An 18,503-nucleotide genomic window follows, 5' to 3' on the forward strand; every position below is an offset into this window, starting at 1 on the left:
TTCATTATTTGTTGTTGGTAATATTTTCGATGTTTCTGCCTGCATAAAGATACGAAAGTGTGCACTCGAAAAAGGACTGACGTACTAGGAGTTCTCTCCACTCATTGTGAGTGTGTTGCTTTGCTATCGCGTACGTAATGGGTGGTGCGTTTTACTCATGTAACGCAGGGGTTTTCTGAGGGCAGGTTAAAAAGTTTGGTAGGCGGCGGCTTAGGATGATTCCCGGCGGCTTTTTTACGTGAGGTTTTTCTGTATGAGGAAACATAGCAACGATTTAAGGTCGAGTGCGCAGGATTTTAGCGTTAAAAGGTGCACCCACTTTGCACCCACCCTGCGAAGTGGGGGTTTATAATTCTTCATACTGAATTATTCTTTGCTTTTTTGAAATAATGGTGTTTAAAAAAGGAGACTTAAAATTATCAGATTGTTATATCTTTTCGATGATAAGATAAAGCCTCTTACCATGCGGGGTAAATATTATTGTAAGCCGGAAGAAACAGGTGTGCTACAAGAAGGACTAATCTGCATCCGAGAATATGATGTAAATTTTTGGTTTTATCCTAAAAATGGAAAAACGGTTGCATTTGACAGCGGTCATATTAACTATAAGGGTATTGACGAGGAATTTCAGAAAATAGATATTATGCCGGAAAACATTAAGCACTTGTTTTTAACGCGTTTTGATACCGATCATGCGGGCGGCATTGATAAAAGCGGGCGCAATATGTTTCCAAATGCCAAAGTTTATATGGGCGAGGAAGAAAACAAGTACTTTGTAAGCGCGCAAACTTCATCAGCCGACTTTCAATGAAGAATGCCGACCGGGGAAGAAGACGATGATCATGCGTCTGCGTCTATCAAAACTGTAAAGCCTTCATAGTCAAAGGAGTAAATAAAATGAGTTTGAATTATAAACTTGCGTCAGGAATAGTGAGACTATTAAATGTCAAAAAAATGTTTTTAAAGAACAAAGAAGAAATGCTTGAGTATGCAAAGGGAGAAAATGCAAAAGAAGTATTCAATTTAGAAAAGGCACTGAAGAGGGCAAAGAGAAAAAAGTATTATCTTTACGACAGAGATGTTATGGGATACAGGCTGATTTTATATCAAAAAAATAAGAGTCTGTCTCATGCGGCGGTTCTCTATCTCTTCGGCGGAGGAATGATTACACAACCGAATAAGTTGGATTTTCCTTTGGCAGAAAGAATCATGGAAAAGACGGGAAAAGATGTTTGGTTTTTATTTTATCCTCTTTGTTCGGAGGATGTAAAGGTTGATAAAACCTATGAAGTTTGTTTCGAAACCTATAAGTTAATGACGGAAACTTATAAGGCAGAAAATATCAGCGTCCTTGGATTCTCGTCGGGTGCGTGCCTATCTATCGGAATTTTTTTACATAATAATGCTTTAGGTAGACCTCTTAAAATGCCCGGCAAAATTATTTCAGTTTCTCCGGGCGGAATTCCCGATGTAAGTCTTGACAAAAATAAGGGAATATGGGAGAGGTTAAACGAACTTAATCATAGAGACATAATGATTGAACCTACATATATTAAAACTGCAAGAGAAATTTTAAAGGGAGATGAAGATTTACCGGAATATATGTTAGACGGAACGGTAGGAGATTTTACCGACTTTCCGAAAGCATATTTTTATTACGGCGAAAATGAATGCCTCTACGCCTTTGCGGGAGAATTTAGAAAAGCCATGGAAAAATACCATGCCCCCTATGAAATCGTTGTTGGTAAGGGAATGTGTCACTGCTATCCTATGGCGAGGTTTTTTAGAGAGGGAAGAGAGGCGCAGGATCAAATTGTTGAATTATTGAAATCGTAATCTAAAGATGAAGAAGAGGAATTTGGAAATGCGAGAAGTCGGAGTTCTTATTTATAGAAGGATAACTCAAGACAAATCGCCTGTTATGGATAATATGTCATCGGTGGAACGTGTGAAAAGAAGAGATTTGAAAATCTAACCTTGTAATTGAAACCGTCATTTTATGCTCTGCATTTTTTGCGCTCTGTTTTTTGGGGTACCGGCACGGACGAGAAAAATTTGAGAAATTACATGTCCTATCCTGACGAAATTCAAAAGCAAATCAAAGAGATTGAAGAGTATCAGGTAAATATAAGGAAACAGGCAGATTCGCCGCATGAATCGCGAATTTGTACTGTTTAGCGTTTTGTTTTAATTTTTGGAATTGTAATCATTCAGACGAACTTTATGCATAACTTTCTATGCTTGCTGATTTTAGGTGAGACGTTAAGTGCTTTTGGCCTTTTCGTTATTGATCTACTATGGTGGAGAAACGCAAAGAGGATTAGGTTATTAAAAATACCGCAAAAGGAACTCTACCAAAATCCTAAAAGCACATTGAAGCTTTTTTAAGAGCGCTGGTTTTGTATTTTTTGTCGCTGTGCTTGACGGATATCTATTGACTCTATTTTGACCAACAACCATTGTGAGAGTGATTTATGGATATCATACGAGCCGCTCTGGTCAGAATGACAATAGCTGTAATCTTTGATATTTGACCTCCACCATTATACGACATTCTCTTTGCCGGCTTCGATCCGGCAACGATAGTTAAGGCTCTTTTCTTGATGCTGGGTTATCATCGGGGTAGTCTTGATACATTTTGAGTCTGTTGCTTTGCTATCGCGTTCGTAATCTGTGCTGCATTTTTATTCATGCAGCGCAGGGGTTTTCCGAGGGCAGGGTAAAAAGTTTGTAGGCGGCGGCTTAGGATGATTCCCGGCGGGTTTTTTAAGTGCGGTTTTGCTGTATGCGGAAACTAGCAACGATTTAAGGTCGAGTGCGCAGTATTTTAGCGTTAAAAGATGCCCCCTTTGCATACAAGTTTTCAGGTTGGAAATGAGTTTTAGGCTTATTATCCTGGTGCGAAATTGGTGGTATGTTAGTTGAATAATTAGGGTAGGCGACTCATTAACAAGGTGGTGCTCAAGTGGCAAATATTAGCAAATTTGTGGCAAAAACGAGAGATATTAGCTTAACTGTTAGAAGAGCTGATTCTTTTAACATTAGCTATATTAATTGTGAAAAAGATATATTTGAGATAGAAGAAAATCAAGACGGAATAAAACTTGTTCAAACAGAAAAGGTTTCGGCTTTTTACTGGTTTAGGTGGCTAGTTAAAGGCAATCCAGAAGTCATTGTTACGTTGCCTGAGAATGTTGATGTTTGTGAGATTGAAGCTGAGTCTAATCAAGTATTAGTAACAGATATTAAAGCTAACAAGATTTATGCAGAAGTTCATAATGGCAAGGTGGAAGTAAGCAATGTTCAGGCGGATGATGTTTTTCTGAAGTGTCTTAATGGTTCCGCTGTGGCGCATAATGTTAAGGCGGTTGCTTCTTGTATGGTGGATACGTTAAATGGCACGAGTGTTTTAGAAGGCGAAATTACCAAGGATGCCTGTCTTGAAGTAGTTTGTGAGAATGGTATTACCGAGGTTTCTGATAAGAATAAGCTCAATCTTGGGTGCAAAACAGATGGATATATTCACTATGCTGTGCATTGCTTGAATGGAAAAGCTGTAGTGCAGTAATAAGATTGAGGCGTTTTCCTAAAAAGATATTAAGTCAAATCAAACCTTGTAGCGATAGCTTTTCCTATCGTTAAAATGTGCACCCAATATCCATGCTGTGTATCCAAAAAGTGGAGACGTATTACCTGAGCTCTTAATTAATTTTTTGAGTGTGTTGTTTTCTTACCATGTGCGTAATGGGAGGTTTATTTTTCTCATGGATTGCAGGGGATTCCCGGGAGTACCGTTAAATGTTTAATCCGTGGCGGTCAATACGGGCTTACTCGCAGTTTCTGAAGCCAGTTTTATTGTTGGTGGAAACAATCAACGCTATAAACTGACTCGTGCAGGTATGTTTACTTAGTCTGCTTCGGTGGTAGGGGACGCGTATGCTTTTTATCGAAACGGTTATTTTGTGTGTGGTGTTCTTTGGGGTCTGCTACTTAGGGACTGGCACGGATCAGAAAAATTTAAAATATTACAGTTCCTATCCGGATAAAGTTCAAAACCGCATCCAAGAGATTGCCGAGTATCGCGGAAAGTTTAAGGAAACAGGGAAAGTTCGTATCTGGGTAGCAAATTTTATCGTATTTACCCTCTTATTTTTGCTTTTGGGAATCCCTATTCGCCAGGAAAACTTCGCTTATAACTTTATATGTTTGCTGATTCTGGGGCAGACCTTAAATGTTTTCGACCTGCTCGTCATTGATCTGCTGTGGTGGAGGAATAGCGAGCGGATAAGATTATCGAAAATACCGCAAAAAGAGCTTTATAGAGATCCGAAAAAGCATATCGAGGCATTTATAAGAGCGCTGTTGCTCTACTTTTTCGTGGCGCTAGTTGACGGATGTCTATTAACTTTATTTTGACGAATAACTGTCAGAAGTGTTTTCTCTGGATGGGGAGTGAAAGCTGCTGACGTCCTTACAATCGCACGTGTCGAGGGAGTGTCCGCTAGTTTTGAAAGGTTTCATCCAATTAACAAATCTGTGTGCTGGTTGCAGTGGAAGAGGTATTTATAGCAAAACACGAAAAATGGTGAGCAGCCGCATAGTTACCTAAGTTGATAACAGTTCTCATTACTGTTAAGTTTTTTGAACGAAACAAGTAATTTGCTGAGCGAAACTCAAAACGGTTAGGAAAATGGTGCATAAAAATAGCTTGAAATCTCTTCTGGCATCGCTGATTGCTGCCCTGTTGGTGTTTTCCATAGCAGGGTGCACTACTCGCGCCCAGGGAGGGGTAAATGCGAAAAATGCTGGAGAAACAAATAAACCCCTGGTCTATGCGACTTTCTTCCCTGTGGCTGATCTGACCAGCAGGATAGTCGGCGACAAGATGGAAGTTAAAACCGTTATTAAAGGCTCCCAGGAGCCTCACGACTTTGAACTACAAACCAGCGATCGTGCTGAACTCTCAAAAGCCGATCTAATCATTTATAACGGTGCCGGAATGGAAGGTTTTATCGATGACCTCCGCGAGAGTCTCGGAGGAGATAGTAAATTCCTAGATCTATCGCAGGGGCTAACCCTATTAAGAAATAAGGATGCAGCCCGCACCGATACCACCGCAGTTAACCCCCATACTTGGCTCAGCGTTAAAAATGCCCAGGCAGAGCTGAAAACAATCTGTGAAAAAGTTAGTGCTATAGATCCTGAAAATGCTAGCTATTACCGCGAAAATCTGGAAAAATCCCAACAAAAATTCCGGGTGCTAGACAAAAAATTTGCCCGGGAAATCGCTAAAGTTCCCGCTGACAAACGTTATTTCGTTGCCTCCCATGCAGCTTTTAACTATTTGGCAGATGACTATGGACTCAAACAGGTGGCTGTCACCGGGATTTCTCCCGAGGACGAACCTTCGGCTAACCAATTGGCTACCATTGCTGATTTCGTGAAGAAACATCAGATCAGCACGATTTTTTTTGAGGGGAAAGCCACTCCGAAGGTTGCGGAAACTCTAGCGCGCACTACCGGAGCTAAAACTGGCACCCTCTACACCATGGAGCACTTAACCAAGGAGGAAGCAGCGCTGGGGTATCTAGGTTTGATGGAGAAAAACCTAACTAACTTGATGGAATCCTTCGGTGAATAAGATTCTGGAAGTAAATAAAGTAGCCTTTGCTTACGCAGATGAACTGGTGCTGCAGTCAGTGGATTTATCCCTTACTGCCGGAAAGTTTGTGGCGGTAAGTGGCGATAATGGGGCAGGAAAATCCACCCTGATGAATCTAATCCTAGGCAATTTGCGTCCCTCGCAAGGAGAAATTCGTCTTTTCGGAGACCTGGGAAGCTTAGACAACCACTATCGGGACCTCGCCTATCTGTCCCAAAATGCGGTAAGTGGCTACCGTAACTTTCCTACCACCGTGGCGGAGCTGGTGCGGATCCATCTGGCACATCTGAAAAGAAAAAGCGAAGTTTCCAGCCTGCTGGACACTGTGGGGTTAAGCGGGGTACGTAACCATCGCTTGCGTGAGCTGTCCGGTGGGCAGCTGCAGCGAGTGGGAGTCTTACTGGCGCTCATTAAGCAGGCGCGTCTGATTCTCTTGGATGAACCTACAGGTGGTATTGATCAAAAATTTTCGCTCGATCTTTACCACCTATTGCGTGAGCAATGTGACCAGGGGAAATCGGTTTTGATGGTTACTCATCAATTGGCAGAGGTATCTCCGTTCTTAGATAGTGCTTATCGCTTGTCCGCAGGAAAAATCTTTTCTCTTAAACTGGAAGAAAATGAGGCCGGCCGATGAGCCTATTTGCTTATGATTTCATGCAACGTGCCTTCCTGGTAGGAACGGTACTGGCAGTAATTTTGCCGCTGATCGGCTTGCCGATTGTGCTTAAACGTCTGTCGATGATGGGGGATACGCTATCGCATTCCTCGTTGGCAGGAGTGGCTGCTGGACTGGCTTTTGGTTTTAACCCATTATTGGGGTCGGTTATCGCCTGCGTAGTTGCTGCTCTTTGCGTGGAGGCGGTGCGGGTGCGTTTGCGAGCCTATCAAGAAATTTCTACGGTTATCGTGTTAGCAGCCTCGATCGGTCTCGCCGGGATTTTTACCAGTTTTTCCGGTGGTTCCACGGCCATCACTACCTATCTATTTGGTTCTATCGTTACTCTAAGTGACCTGGAGCTATATCTGGTGTTAGGGGTGGGGGTAATCGTGGCGGTGGTCTACGCTGCTATGTATCGCCGTCTTTTTTTGACCCTATTTGATTCCCCGGCGGCCAAGCTATTAGGGATTGATATTCGTATCCTCAATTTTGTGTTCGCGCTGTTGGTGGCACTGGCAGTGTCGGTGGCGGCAAAAACTATTGGGTCATTAATAGTTTCCTCGATCCTGGTTATCCCCTCGATTGCTGCTATGCAGTTCGCGCGTACTTATCGTGGCACGCTAATGCTGTCAGTAATCATGTCTTTATTTTTTGTTTACACGGGGCTGGCGATCTCGTTTTATCAAAACCTGCGCCCCGGCGCGGTAATCGTCCTCATATCGGTATTTGGGCTGCTGGCAGCCTTGGTCTTTCGGAAAAAATAAGGAGAAAACATGGCCAAAACTAAGCTAATGGTAGGGGCGGGGGTAGCTGCCGCTCTACTGCTGACCTCTAGTGCGCTGGCATTTGGAGGTGTTTTTGATAACGGTGAGGACGTCCTTGGCGGATCGGGGAAGATAGCCTCTTCTGCCGGGAAAGTGGCGGCTCGTCCTCAAGATACTAAGTTCAAACTAGATGAAACCACTCAGGTTTTGTTGGACGGAGAAGTAGCCAGCGACGAAATCGTGAAAGTAATAAAACACGGTGATCACTGGCATGTCTTTACTAAAGACGGGCGTGAAATTATTACCTACACCGACCCCACCAAGGCCAGGAGTGCTGGACAACTGCGTAGTACCGCGAAAGTGCTTTCTGCGGGACAATTGGGGCAGGTAGCATCGCATGGGGTAATAAAAATTTTAAAACATGGCGACCATTATCATATTTATACTGCTGACGGTCAGGAGTTTGTCACCTACTCGAATCCCAGCGCCCTTTACCCCGGGATCGCCATTGGTACTTATACCGGCAGCCACGGGGGTGGAGTAATTAGCGTCCCCAGCTACCAGCCGTGGCGTCCGCAGGTAAGCCCCGCGGGTGGTCAAACCATTCCTTGGCAAGCTCCGGGAGGGGGGACTAAGCCGCGTCCGAGTGTGAAACCGGTTCCTGGTGCAGGATTATCGCTGGTGCAGGTGGTTTCTCTGCAGCAGCTCGCCAAGTTGCCGATTGTGAAAATTTTGCAGCATGCGGATCACTATCATGCCTATACTCAGGCAGGTGTGGAATATATAACCTACGAAAATCCCGCTAAAGTTTTTCCGCAAATAAAGATAGGACAGTACTCTGGCTCGCATGGCGGGAATGGGGAGGCGCCGAAGCCGAAACCTGATAACCAACCTGGACAGCAAAAACCTGATGACTCCGAACGCGTCGTAAAAATTCAACGCCATGGAGACCATTGGCATCTACATTTTGCTGATGGCCATGAAGGAATCAGCTATACCGATCCTTCTGAGCTGTATCCAGATATCGAAATCACCGAATACGAAGAAGAGAAACCGCATGACACTACTGAGGTTCAAGAAGACGAAAAGTTTACCTACGACCAGGTGGAAGCGAAACTAATAGTCCCCTTGGAGTACATCACCTACGGAAACGTAACTCATGCCACCCGCTTTGACCAGGAAAATCAGCGTTTCGTGATTCCTCATTACGATCACTATCACTACATGACCTTGGATACGATTATCCAGTTCGCCCGCGGAGGTAAGGATAATATGTTCCACGGTTACAGTGCCCGGCAGGTAGTAGCTACTTTGAAGTATCTGGTTTTGCATCCAGAGGCGCGACCCAAAGGGGAAAACGGTTGGGGAAGTGCTGCGGACGTTGCCCCCTAAAAAGTTCTAGGAATGTTTGGCAGAAGGTAACGAAAAAGAAAATTAAGTAAGGAAATTCTTTTATAAATCCCCGGATTCTGGGTAAAGAATCTTATGTGCGGGCTGAGGAAGGGTGATGTCCTTTTCCTCAGTCCGCACTCCTGTATTTGCAGATAACAAGGGTTTTAGCTCTGTTGAGCCTCATTTTTATTTGCTGAAGAAAAGTAAAACTTTGGGGTACTGGCATTTGGGTGGTTCCCAAAGTATCTTGATATCAACAGAAAATATTTTTACTTCCGGCGGGAGGCGCAATGAGTTTAAACAGCTTCGGGGCGCAGGCACAACTAAGTGTTGGCGGTAAGAGCTATAAAATCTACGACCTAAAAGCGGTGCCGGGGATCGAAAAATTGCCCTACTCTTTAAAAGTCCTGGCAGAAAACCTACTGCGCAACGAGGATGGGGAGAACATCACCAAAGAGCAGATCGCGCAGCTAGCAAATTGGGATCCTGCTGCCCAGCCTAGCCAGGAAATTCAGTACAGTCCGGCGCGAGTCTTGATGCAAGACTTCACCGGTGTTCCCTGTGTGGTCGACCTGGCGACTATGCGTGACGCGGTGGTGAAGCTAGGAAAAGACCCTGACCTGATTAACCCGCAGGTACCGGCGGAGATGGTTATTGACCATTCGGTTCAAATTGACGTTTTCGGATCAAAAGATGCCGTTGAGAAAAACATGGATATCGAGTATCAGCGCAACCAGGAACGCTACCAGTTCCTACGCTGGGGGCAGGGCGCCTTCGAAAACTTCCGGGTAGTACCCCCGGGGACCGGAATCGTGCACCAGGTAAACATCGAATACTTGGCGCGGGTAGTTTTCGCCGATGAGGACGAGGATGGCGCGCTGGCGTACCCCGATACCTTGGTAGGTACCGACTCTCATACCACCATGGTTAACGGCCTCGGTGTCCTCGGCTGGGGAGTAGGCGGAATCGAGGCTGAAGCGGCCATGCTCGGCCAGCCAGTATCGATGCTGATTCCACGAGTAGTGGGCTTCAAGCTGACTGGGGAAATCGCGCCCGGCGCCACCGCTACCGATGTAGTCCTGACCATCACCCAGATGCTGCGTGACCACGGGGTAGTCGGTAAGTTTGTAGAGTTCTATGGCGAGGGCGTGGGAGCAGTTCCTCTGGCCAACCGCGCCACTATCGGCAATATGTCTCCCGAGTTCGGCTCGACCGCCGCCATCTTCCCGATCGATGACGTCACCATTGACTACCTGCACCTGACCGGACGCAGCGAAGAATCCTGTGCCCTCGTGCGGGAATATGCTAAGCGGCAAGGACTGTGGCATGATCCGGATCACGAGGCACGTTACAGCGAATATCTGGAACTGGATCTGTCCACCGTAGTGCCGTCGATTGCTGGTCCGAAGCGTCCCCAAGACCGCATCGAGCTGGCAATGGCCAAAGATTCTTTCAAGAAGATTCTGCCCGACTATGTGGCGGGCGATAATACTATTGATCCGAAACTGATGCGTCCTACCCGCCCTACCCAGGTGAAACTGGATAGCGGGGAAGAAGTAGTGATGGATCATGGCAATGTAGTGATTGCCTCCATTACTTCCTGCACTAACACCTCAAACCCCTCGGTGATGATGGCGGCTGGTTTACTCGCCAAGAACGCTGCCGAAAAGGGTCTCAAACCCAAACCATGGGTTAAAACTTCGCTGGCTCCCGGCTCTCAGGTAGTGCGTGACTACTACGAAAAGGCGGGTCTGATGCCTTATTTGTCGCAGTTAGGCTTCGATATTGTTGGATACGGCTGCGCCACCTGTATTGGAAACTCCGGTCCGCTGCCTCCGGAAGTTCACAACACGGTAGCGGAGGCGGACTTGACCGTCGTGTCAGTGCTTTCTGGTAACCGCAACTTTGAGGGGCGAATTAACCCAGATGTAAAGATGAACTACTTAGCATCCCCGCCGCTAGTGATTTCCTACGCGCTGGCCGGGACAATGGATTTTGATTTCGAAACCGAGGCGCTGGGTACAGATAACCGCGGGAATCCCGTTTATCTGCGTGATATTTGGCCAGCTGCCGATGAAGTAGAAAAAGTCATGGGGCAAGCCATTGACCGTGAAATGTATCTGCAGGATTACCAAAATGTATTCGCCGGTGATCATCGTTGGCAGTCGCTGCAGGTTTCCGATTCACCCACTTTTGCCTGGGATGCGGCCTCCACTTATGTACGCCGGGCTCCTTTCTTTGCGGGAATGCCGGAAAGCCCAGATCCGGTACAAGATATTTCCGGAGCCCGGGTGCTGTTGAAACTAGGGGATTCGGTAACCACCGATCATATATCCCCGGCGGGTGCGTTTGCTGCTAAGACTCCGGCGGGACAGTATCTCAGCTCCCACGGCGTGGAACGGCGTAACTTCAACTCTTACGGTTCGCGGCGAGGTAACCACGAAGTGATGATGCGCGGTACCTTCGCAAATATTCGTATCCGTAACCAGCTACTCGACAACGTTGAGGGCGGTTTCACCAAGGACTTCACCAAAGCTGACGCCCCAGTGGTGCCGGTTTACGATGCCTCAGTGTCCTACGCCCAGGCCGGGGTGCCACTGGTAGTACTAGGCGGCAAGGAGTACGGTACCGGGTCCTCGCGTGACTGGGCTGCTAAAGGAACTCTGCTGCTGGGCGTAAAAGCGGTTATCGCTCGTTCCTTCGAACGTATCCACCGCTCCAACCTGATCGGGATGGGGATTCTCCCGCTGCAGTTCCCCGAAGGCGAAAGCGCCGATTCCCTAGGGCTCGACGGGACTGAAACGTTCGACATCAGCGGTATTACGCAGCTGAATGAGGGAGTAACTCCGCAGACCATGAAGGTGAAAGCGACCAAGACCGATGGCTCCACCGTAGAGTTCGACGCCACCGTGCGGATCGACACTCCCGGTGAAGCTCAGTACTACCGCCACGGTGGGATCCTGCAGTACGTACTGCGCAACCTAGTTGCTTAGTTAATCGCTAGAAACTCGGCAGCCAGCCCACAGTATCCGGGGAGGCAAAAGCGCTCGGGGGACCCGGTGATTCTTGCAAGATATAAGACAAGGGCAAAATAGGAAACCATCTGGAGGAGAACGTATCCGATTCTGAAGGTAACGATTTATGTCCTGTCCCCTCTCGCATCTTTTACCGTGCCCAGAGTTTTGCTGCTATAGCGGATTTCATCACAGCGAATAATGTGTAAATCGCTATAAGTAGGTAGCAAGCCCATATTGTCCGGGGCGGCAAAAGCGCTCGGGGGATCCCGGTGAGCCTTGCTTCGCTCGGCTCAAGCCCCCTCTCGCATCTTTTGCCACCCCGGATTTTGCTGCCCCGGATCTTCGTTTGGTGCCGTATTTCTGAGAGTCACATCGTTAGCGGTGGCGGTAATCGGTCCAGCGTTTGCGGATGCGTTTGCCCAGGGAATCGCCCAGATCGCGTTGGCTAAGCGCGCGGGTTTGCTGACGATATAGCTTGACGATCAAGTCGCGTCCTCGTACATAACCCAAGACCTTTTGGGAGCGTCCCACTACCGGCAGGTTCGAAAGTGAGGACTCTGCCAGCTCCCTGAGGACCTGACTAGGGAGCTCTTTGGGAGTGCAAAATGCGGCGACCAAAGAGATCTGCGCCAAGGGAGTATCCGCGCCGCGTTTGTCTATCTCTTCCCCTAGCAGTAGGGCGCTTACGGAGCCGAGGAAAGCTCCGGATGAATCTACCACCGCTAAGGAAGTTTCTTCCGAGGTTTCCAGGGCTTTCTCGGCTTCTCCCAAAGTAATATCTGCGCTTAAAACATGCGGGGGCTGATGCATTAAATCTGCGGCCGTGCTGCGTCCCAATAAAGTAGCTGACACCGGGTCAGATAGCCGGTCACCGCGGCGGTGCAGCTTTTGAGTATAAATAGTCGAACGGGTCATAAATAGGGAAATCCCGGTAGCAATCGCTACCGCCAACATCATCGGAAGGATTAGAGAATATTGCCTAGTCATCTCGATAATAATAAACACCGCAGTTAGGGGAGCGCGGGATGCTGCCGCGAAAGCCGCGCCCATCCCGATTACTCCATAAATGGCGGTTGAAGAAGCCGACCAGGGCTGAACTAGCTCTCCCACGGCCATGCCTGCGCAGGCTCCCACAAAGAGGGTGGGGCCAAAGACTCCGCCGGCTCCCCCCATAGAAATCGTGAAAGCGGCACTCAAGGCACGCCCTAAAAGTAATGCAAGAATCATCCAGACTGGGAAATCACCTGAAAGTACCCGCAGCTGCACGCTTTCCCCAGTGCCGTATAGCAGTGGAAAACAGTAGAGAAAAATCCCCAACAATACTGAACCCGCGATGGGGCGAAACCAGGCTTTCCAGTGGTATACCCGGTCGATGCCGTCCCAAACCAGGTAGATAAGTTTAGAAAACCCGATTCCCGCCAGCGTTGCCACCAAAGCAGCCAGGGCTACCAGCAGGTAATCGGTGTGGGAAAACAGGTCAAGAGATTGGCTGAGAGGCACGCTGGCACGATCAGGGAGAAACTGTTGAGAAACCAGAGAAGCCGATACCGAGGCAAACACAATGAAAACAAAGTCTTCGGCGCTGAGGGTACCGAGTACTAATTCGACTGCGAAACAGGCTCCCGCCAGGGGAGCGTTAAAAGTAGCGGCAATCCCGGCGGCAGCCCCGCAAGCACACAGGAACATTAAGCGTTGTTTGCTGAGTCCCAGGCGCATCCCTATCCAAGAAGAAATCGCGGCTCCTATCATTACGATTGGACCTTCGCGCCCAGCGTTTCCTCCTCCTCCCAAAGTTAGAGAGGACGCAAAAAGTTTTACTAGGGCGTTGCGTCCGGGAATCCTTCCACCTTTGCGACGAACGGCGAACATTACTTCCGGGACGGCATGCCCGCGAGAACCAGGGGTGAAATATTCAACTACCGGTGCATAAAGCAAAGCAGAAAGCACTGGAACTGCAATGATAAACGCTGGTGCTAAACCGAAGAATCCGTGGGGGGCGCCTGCGTGAGCAGGATAGTCGGTATAACCGGTTACCAAATAACTCCAGCTCTCAATTAAATAGTAAAAACCTACCGAAACTAGGCCAACTAGCGCCCCGGTAGCGATGGAAAGAGCAGTCAGACCAGCTCGTGAGCTCGTAAAGGAGCCGGTAAACCCTGACCTCTTATTACCCATGGCTTTAGTTTGACGCCCTGAGGGTCGCTAATGCAAATAACCGCCGATAAATCCGTCTTCGCCCTTAAAAAATCAAAATATGACTAAACTGGCTGGGTGGTGAGAATTCTGGATCGGATAGATAACCCGGCAGATTTGAAAAATCTTTCCAGCTTGGAACTGAGTAAGCTGGCCGGTGAAATCCGGGCATTCCTAGTTGAGAATGTGGCGAAAACCGGTGGACATATGGGCCCCAACCTGGGGGTAGTGGAACTAACTATCGCGCTGCATCGCATGTTTTCTTCCCCCAGTGACACCATTATTTTTGATACCGGACACCAAGCCTACGTCCACAAGATTCTGACAGGACGCAAAAATTTTGCCCATCTGCGCACAGCGCAGGGACTTTCAGGTTATCCTTCCCGTACAGAATCCGTACATGATGTGGTAGAAAACTCCCATGCTTCAACTGCGCTGTCTTGGGCACAGGGAATCGCGGAAGCCAAAGCCCTAAAAGGTGACCGTTCCTATACGGTGGCAGTAATCGGTGATGGCGCCATGACCGGGGGAATGAGCTGGGAAGCGCTAAACAATATTTCTGAACGTCCCGATCTGCGTCTGATTATTGTGGTCAACGATAACGGGCGCTCCTATGAACCTACTATCGGGGGACTTGCCCATCACCTAGATGCCCTGCGAACCTCTCCTGCCTATGAACGCGCCTTGCGATGGGGAAAACAACACTTAAAATCTCGCGGCAAACCGGGGGAACTCACCTATGAAGCGTTGCATGGGATCAAACGAGGGATGGCCGATATGGTTTCTCCCGAGCAAGTAATGTTTTCTGACCTGGGAATTAAATATACCGGCCCGGTTAACGGACATGACATTGTGGCCACCGAGTTTGTGCTTGCCCGGGCGAAAGAATTCTCCGGACCAATAATTGTGCATGCCATCACGGAAAAAGGGCGCGGATATACTCCGGCAGAACAACATGATGCCGATCATTTCCATACCGTAGGGCCAATCCATCCCGAAACCGGGCTGCCGGTGAAGAAAGAACGTTTTGGCTGGACAGCGGTATTTGCTGAAGAGATCGTACAATTGGCTAAGCGCAACCCCAAGATTGTGGGAATATCGGCAGCAATGATGGAACCGGTTGGGTTAAAGCCGCTGCGAACCCAATTTCCACACCGAGTATTCGATGTTGGAATCGCCGAGCAACATGCGATGACTATGGCTGCCGGGTTATCTTTTGCTGGCTGTCATCCAGTGCTTGCCCTCTATGCCACCTTCCTAAACCGCGCCTTCGACCAGCTGTTAATGGATGCTGCCTTGCATAAGCAGGGAATAACTGTGGTTTTAGATCGTGCGGGTATTACTGGAGCTGATGGTGCCAGTCATAACGGGATGTGGGATTTGGCTATCGCGGCCATGATCCCGGGAATCAGAGTGGCCGCGCCTCGTGATGGGCGAACTTTACGCAAACTTCTGGGACAGGCGGTTTCAATCGAGGATGGCCCGACCATAGTGCGTTACCCCAAGGGGAGTGTGCCGCAAGATATTGAAGCGGAAACAAACATAGATGGTCTTGATGTTTTATTCCAGCACTCGGGTCAAGGTAAAAGCATTCTAGTGTTAGCAGTGGGAGCTATGGCGGGACAGGCAATCGTGTTGTCAAAAGAGCTTGCCGGGCGGGGGCACACGGTTAAATGCCTAGATCCTGGCTGGGTAATCCCCATTTCTGCCGCCCTCGTAACGCAGGTGGCTGCCGCTGATTTGACTATCACTATCGAGGACGGGGAAGTTACCAATGGAGTGGGGGCGCTGTTGCGCACTACCTGCGCCAGTAATAACTGTTTCACCCCGATTAAATCCTTTGGGATTCCCCGTGCTTTCCTGCCCACGGATTCTCGTGATCATCTGCTAGAAGATTCTGGGATGACAACGTCAACAATGTTAGATGAACTTGCGCCGCTGATTGACTAAATATTCATGGGGGCATAGCTGGCGTAGTGGCGACTAGTTTTCAACCGCACTAGTGAGAAAAGACGCGACTTTTTTAAAATCTACCTTTGCGGCCAGTAATAGTTGCGAAATAGTGAGGATAGACAACCTATGCAGGCAGCTTTACCGTTGCCTTTACGTTTAGAATAGAAGGCAGCAGACTAACGAACAGATAAGGATCTAGAGTTGAGTAATTTTAATCAGCAAGGCGGCAGACGCGAACCCCAATGGCGCAAGCGACGTTCTGAGTCGAGCAGCGGGGGGAATTTCTCTAATCAACGCGACCACTCTAACTCTAGAGGTCAGCGGCAGGGCGATTGGGATGGTTATCGCGGGCATGGAAAATCCGAGGACGGATACCGTAAAAATAACCGCTCAGGTGGCAAAGGACGGGATTGGAGAGGTGCTGGTTCCCGCAATGAGCGCAATAACCGTCGCGGATCCTACCGTGAAGACCAAGGATCCTATCGGGGACAACGCGAAGATAGGCGTGGGGATTGGCGTGAAAATTACGATGATCGCCGGGAATATCGCGGTAACGGAGAGCGCTTAGGGCGCTCATCCTTGGGCCGCGGAGAACGCGGAGGAAACCGGGGATTTAATCGGGGAGGAAACCGGTTTGATCGCGATAAACGTCGTGACAACCGGCGTGATGATCGCCGGGAGCGGGAATCGCAAGCGCCTCGGGAGGGTAAACATTCCTATGGGGTGCACGACTCTAGATACCGTGCAAAACAGTGGCGTCACGACAATGAACCTCAAATACCTGTGGGGGTAAAAGCCTCTGATCTTGATAGGGAATCTCGGGCGGCTTTATCTTCCCTAGATCCAAATAACGCGGAAATAGTGGCTCGTCACCTGGTAATGGCAGGATCTTTATTGGATGTGGATGCCGAGGAGGCCTATTTACATGCCAAGGCGGCAGTTAGTCGCGCAGGGAGGATCGGAGTAGTTCGCGAAGCTGCTGCCCTCGCCGCCTATGGGTGCGGGAAATATAGCGAAGCCCTGCGGGAGGTGCGAGCTGCCCGCCGTCTTACTGGAACCGATGGTTTGCGAGCTATCGAGGCTGACTGCGAGCGAGCCCTCGGAAAACCCGAAAAATCCCTAGAGATTATCGCCGAAACCGACACCTCTGACTTTGATTTATCTGACTTGGTGGAACTGGTGATAGTACAGGCGGGAGCCCGTCATGATCTAGGTGAATCAGATGCGGCACTTCTGCTAATCGATCAATTCTTAGAAAAACAGCCACTGGAAGATCCGGTGATGTTAGCGCGAATCCTTTCCTATAAGACCGATTTGTTGCGTGAACTCGGTAAAGATGAAGAAGCGGACAAAGTCGCTGCGGAAACCCCGGATATTCCGGACACGGTGGCCATTGTAGACCTGGAGGAAGTCCTCGAAGCTGACAACCCCTATGTTCCTTCTGACCTTCATGGTAGTCGTAAACCGCTCGTCGAAACTGCCGATGCGTTATTAATCGATTTAGACGGGGTGTGCTATGCCGGTAGCCGTGATATTCCCAACGCTGCTGCCGGTTTATCCGCAGCGCGCGAGAGTGGAATCAAATTTCAGTTCCTAACCAATAATGCTTCCCGCACTCCCGAAGAGGTAGTGGAAAAACTTAAAGGACATGGAATTGTCGCCAATCCGGCAGAGGTAATGACTGCGGCTATAGACACGGTGGAGATTCTCGCGCAAAAGATTGAGCCAGCATCAAAAGTTCTGGTAATTGGAACGCAGGCGCTCGTCGACACGGTTTCAAATGCCGGATTTGAAGTGGTGAGCAAGGCCAGTGAACATCCGGTGGCGGTTATTCAAGGCTACGGTCCGGAAGTTGGCTGGCGGCAGCTTTCAGAAGCTGCCTATGCGATTAACGATGGCGCTTTGTTCATGGCTACTAACCTAGACGCTACTTTGCCTACCGAGCATGGTTTTGCCCTGGGGAACGGTTCTCTGGTAGCGGCGGTAGAGCATGCCACAGGACAAAAGCCGTTCGCAGGTGGAAAACCATTTGCCGGGATTTACCGGAAGGCTGCTGCTCATGCGGGGGCAACTAAACCTCTGGCAGTAGGCGATCGCCTCGATACGGATATTGCCGGGGCAGTGGCTGCCGATATGCTCTGCATGCATGTCCTCACCGGAGTATCCGATGCTAAAGCGGTAGCACTCGCCTATCCCGAGCGACGTCCCTCGTATCTGGGATTGGATCTCACTGACTTAATGCGAGTACATCCCGGCCCGGTTCATCAACCTACCGGAGCCTGGACCAGTGGAGAATCGGCGGCTTTCCTGGTTGCCGAAGATGGGCGAGTGATGCGTGATGAGGAACCGGTGGATAACGGTCAGGTGCTTAGCCTAGAGGATTATCGTGCTCTGGTGGCAGCGGTTTGGGATGCCCGTGATCGAGGTGTGTTCGTGCATCTACCAGATTTGGAGGTAGTACGCGAGTTGGAAACCTCAGCCTCCAATTCCTCGAAGGATGACAGTGGAATTGCCGAGGAAGAACCGCAAGACTTGGTTGCGCCCAGTATGACACCAACTCCTAGCGATGGGGAGCCGGCAGCTGAGACGATAAGCGAAGAGGGAGCAGCTAGCGAAGCTCCGCAACCAGAGGCATTCCTTTCCAACGAGGGTGACACTGAAGATGCAGAATAACCTGCAGGATTCTCCGGAAGATCTTGAGCTAACGGCGCGAAAATCTGATATCGACCAGTTAATTGCCAGTTGGCCCTCGGACGGGAAGAGCGTCTACCCGCAGGTTACTTTAAGTGATATAGAGGTCGTCGCTAGTAAACTGTCCGCTACCCTGGATTCGCTGGATGCGCAGGTAGAAAGGAAATAGC

13 protein-coding genes are annotated in these 18,503 nt (G+C 48.9%); 12 read left to right on the forward strand and 1 reads right to left on the reverse strand.

Annotation, left to right across the window (positions count from 1 at the left end):
- Nucleotides 1–463 precede the first annotated feature (463 nt).
- The 9 genes from EFB02_RS07400 (at nt 464) to acnA (ending at nt 11,472) form a co-directional block, all read left to right on the forward strand.
- Nucleotides 464–811, forward strand: a complete 348-nt coding sequence (locus EFB02_RS07400; RefSeq protein ID WP_200831575.1) for an MBL fold metallo-hydrolase — start codon at nt 464–466, stop codon at nt 809–811.
- A gap of 86 nt (nt 812–897) precedes the next feature.
- Nucleotides 898–1,836 carry an alpha/beta hydrolase gene (locus EFB02_RS07405; RefSeq protein ID WP_122820942.1) on the forward strand — a complete coding sequence of 313 codons (939 nt, stop codon included), beginning with the start codon at nt 898–900 and terminating at the stop codon, nt 1,834–1,836.
- Between the two features lie 1,129 nt (nt 1,837–2,965).
- Nucleotides 2,966–3,568 carry a DUF4097 family beta strand repeat-containing protein gene (locus EFB02_RS07415; protein ID WP_122820943.1) on the forward strand — a complete coding sequence of 201 codons (603 nt, stop codon included), beginning with the start codon at nt 2,966–2,968 and terminating at the stop codon, nt 3,566–3,568.
- 368 nt (nt 3,569–3,936) lie between these two features.
- The gene (locus tag EFB02_RS07420; RefSeq protein ID WP_122820944.1) at nt 3,937–4,416 is read left to right on the forward strand and encodes an ABC transporter permease; all 480 of its coding nucleotides are present in this window, start codon (nt 3,937–3,939) and stop codon (nt 4,414–4,416) included.
- A gap of 274 nt (nt 4,417–4,690) precedes the next feature.
- The gene (locus EFB02_RS07425; protein ID WP_122820945.1) at nt 4,691–5,641 is read left to right on the forward strand and encodes a metal ABC transporter substrate-binding protein; all 951 of its coding nucleotides are present in this window, start codon (nt 4,691–4,693) and stop codon (nt 5,639–5,641) included.
- Nucleotides 5,634–6,299, forward strand: a complete 666-nt coding sequence (locus EFB02_RS07430) for a metal ABC transporter ATP-binding protein (RefSeq protein WP_122820946.1) — start codon at nt 5,634–5,636, stop codon at nt 6,297–6,299. The genes EFB02_RS07425 and EFB02_RS07430 overlap by 8 nt, the downstream gene beginning before the upstream one ends.
- Entirely contained in the window at nt 6,296–7,087 is a 792-nt protein-coding gene (locus EFB02_RS07435) for a metal ABC transporter permease (protein WP_122820947.1), read from the forward strand. Before EFB02_RS07430 ends, EFB02_RS07435 begins: the two co-directional genes overlap by 4 nt.
- 9 nt (nt 7,088–7,096) lie before the next feature.
- Entirely contained in the window at nt 7,097–8,479 is a 1,383-nt protein-coding gene (locus EFB02_RS07440; RefSeq protein WP_122820948.1) for a hypothetical protein, read from the forward strand.
- Nucleotides 8,480–8,769: 290 nt separating this feature from the next.
- Nucleotides 8,770–11,472: an aconitate hydratase AcnA gene (acnA, locus tag EFB02_RS07445; RefSeq protein WP_122820949.1), complete on the forward strand. Its 2,703-nt coding sequence runs from the start codon at nt 8,770–8,772 to the stop codon at nt 11,470–11,472.
- Nucleotides 11,473–11,871: 399 nt separating this feature from the next.
- On the opposite strand, the gene EFB02_RS07450 is transcribed toward acnA, so the two are convergent.
- Complete coding sequence (locus tag EFB02_RS07450) at nt 11,872–13,671, reverse strand: chloride channel protein (protein WP_122820950.1); 1,800 nt, start codon at nt 13,669–13,671, stop codon at nt 11,872–11,874.
- 96 nt (nt 13,672–13,767) lie between these two features.
- Between EFB02_RS07450 and dxs the strand changes: the two genes are divergently transcribed.
- The 3 genes from dxs to EFB02_RS07470 all read left to right on the forward strand — a co-directional run bounded on the left by dxs (nt 13,768) and on the right by EFB02_RS07470 (nt 18,502).
- A complete protein-coding gene (gene dxs, locus EFB02_RS07455) occupies nt 13,768–15,639 on the forward strand; it encodes a 1-deoxy-D-xylulose-5-phosphate synthase (protein ID WP_234992781.1) in 1,872 nt (623 codons plus the stop codon).
- 204 nt (nt 15,640–15,843) lie between these two features.
- Nucleotides 15,844–18,315, forward strand: coding sequence for an HAD-IIA family hydrolase (locus EFB02_RS08865; protein WP_147471054.1), 2,472 nt, complete (start codon nt 15,844–15,846; stop codon nt 18,313–18,315).
- A complete protein-coding gene (locus tag EFB02_RS07470) occupies nt 18,305–18,502 on the forward strand; it encodes a hypothetical protein (protein WP_122820954.1) in 198 nt (65 codons plus the stop codon). The genes EFB02_RS08865 and EFB02_RS07470 overlap by 11 nt, the downstream gene beginning before the upstream one ends.
- Nucleotide 18,503 lies beyond the last annotated feature (1 nt).

The sequence above is a fragment of the Varibaculum vaginae genome (assembly GCF_900604285.1).
Lineage (GTDB): Bacteria > Actinomycetota > Actinomycetes > Actinomycetales > Actinomycetaceae > Varibaculum > Varibaculum vaginae.

What these genes read in the sequence shown, in the direction of transcription:
- EFB02_RS07400 (WP_200831575.1), top strand. Translation starts at nt 464, where the DNA reads ATGCGGGGTAAATATTATTGTAAGCCGGAAGAAACAGGTGTGCTACAA.
- EFB02_RS07405 (WP_122820942.1), top strand. Translation starts at nt 898, where the DNA reads ATGAGTTTGAATTATAAACTTGCGTCAGGAATAGTGAGACTATTAAAT.
- EFB02_RS07420 (WP_122820944.1), top strand. Translation starts at nt 3,937, where the DNA reads ATGCTTTTTATCGAAACGGTTATTTTGTGTGTGGTGTTCTTTGGGGTC.
- EFB02_RS07425 (WP_122820945.1), top strand. Translation starts at nt 4,691, where the DNA reads ATGGTGCATAAAAATAGCTTGAAATCTCTTCTGGCATCGCTGATTGCT.
- EFB02_RS07435 (WP_122820947.1), top strand. Translation starts at nt 6,296, where the DNA reads ATGAGCCTATTTGCTTATGATTTCATGCAACGTGCCTTCCTGGTAGGA.
- EFB02_RS07440 (WP_122820948.1), top strand. Translation starts at nt 7,097, where the DNA reads ATGGCCAAAACTAAGCTAATGGTAGGGGCGGGGGTAGCTGCCGCTCTA.
- acnA (WP_122820949.1), top strand. Translation starts at nt 8,770, where the DNA reads ATGAGTTTAAACAGCTTCGGGGCGCAGGCACAACTAAGTGTTGGCGGT.
- EFB02_RS07450 (WP_122820950.1), bottom strand. Translation starts at nt 13,671, where the DNA reads ATGGGTAATAAGAGGTCAGGGTTTACCGGCTCCTTTACGAGCTCACGA.
- EFB02_RS07470 (WP_122820954.1), top strand. Translation starts at nt 18,305, where the DNA reads ATGCAGAATAACCTGCAGGATTCTCCGGAAGATCTTGAGCTAACGGCG.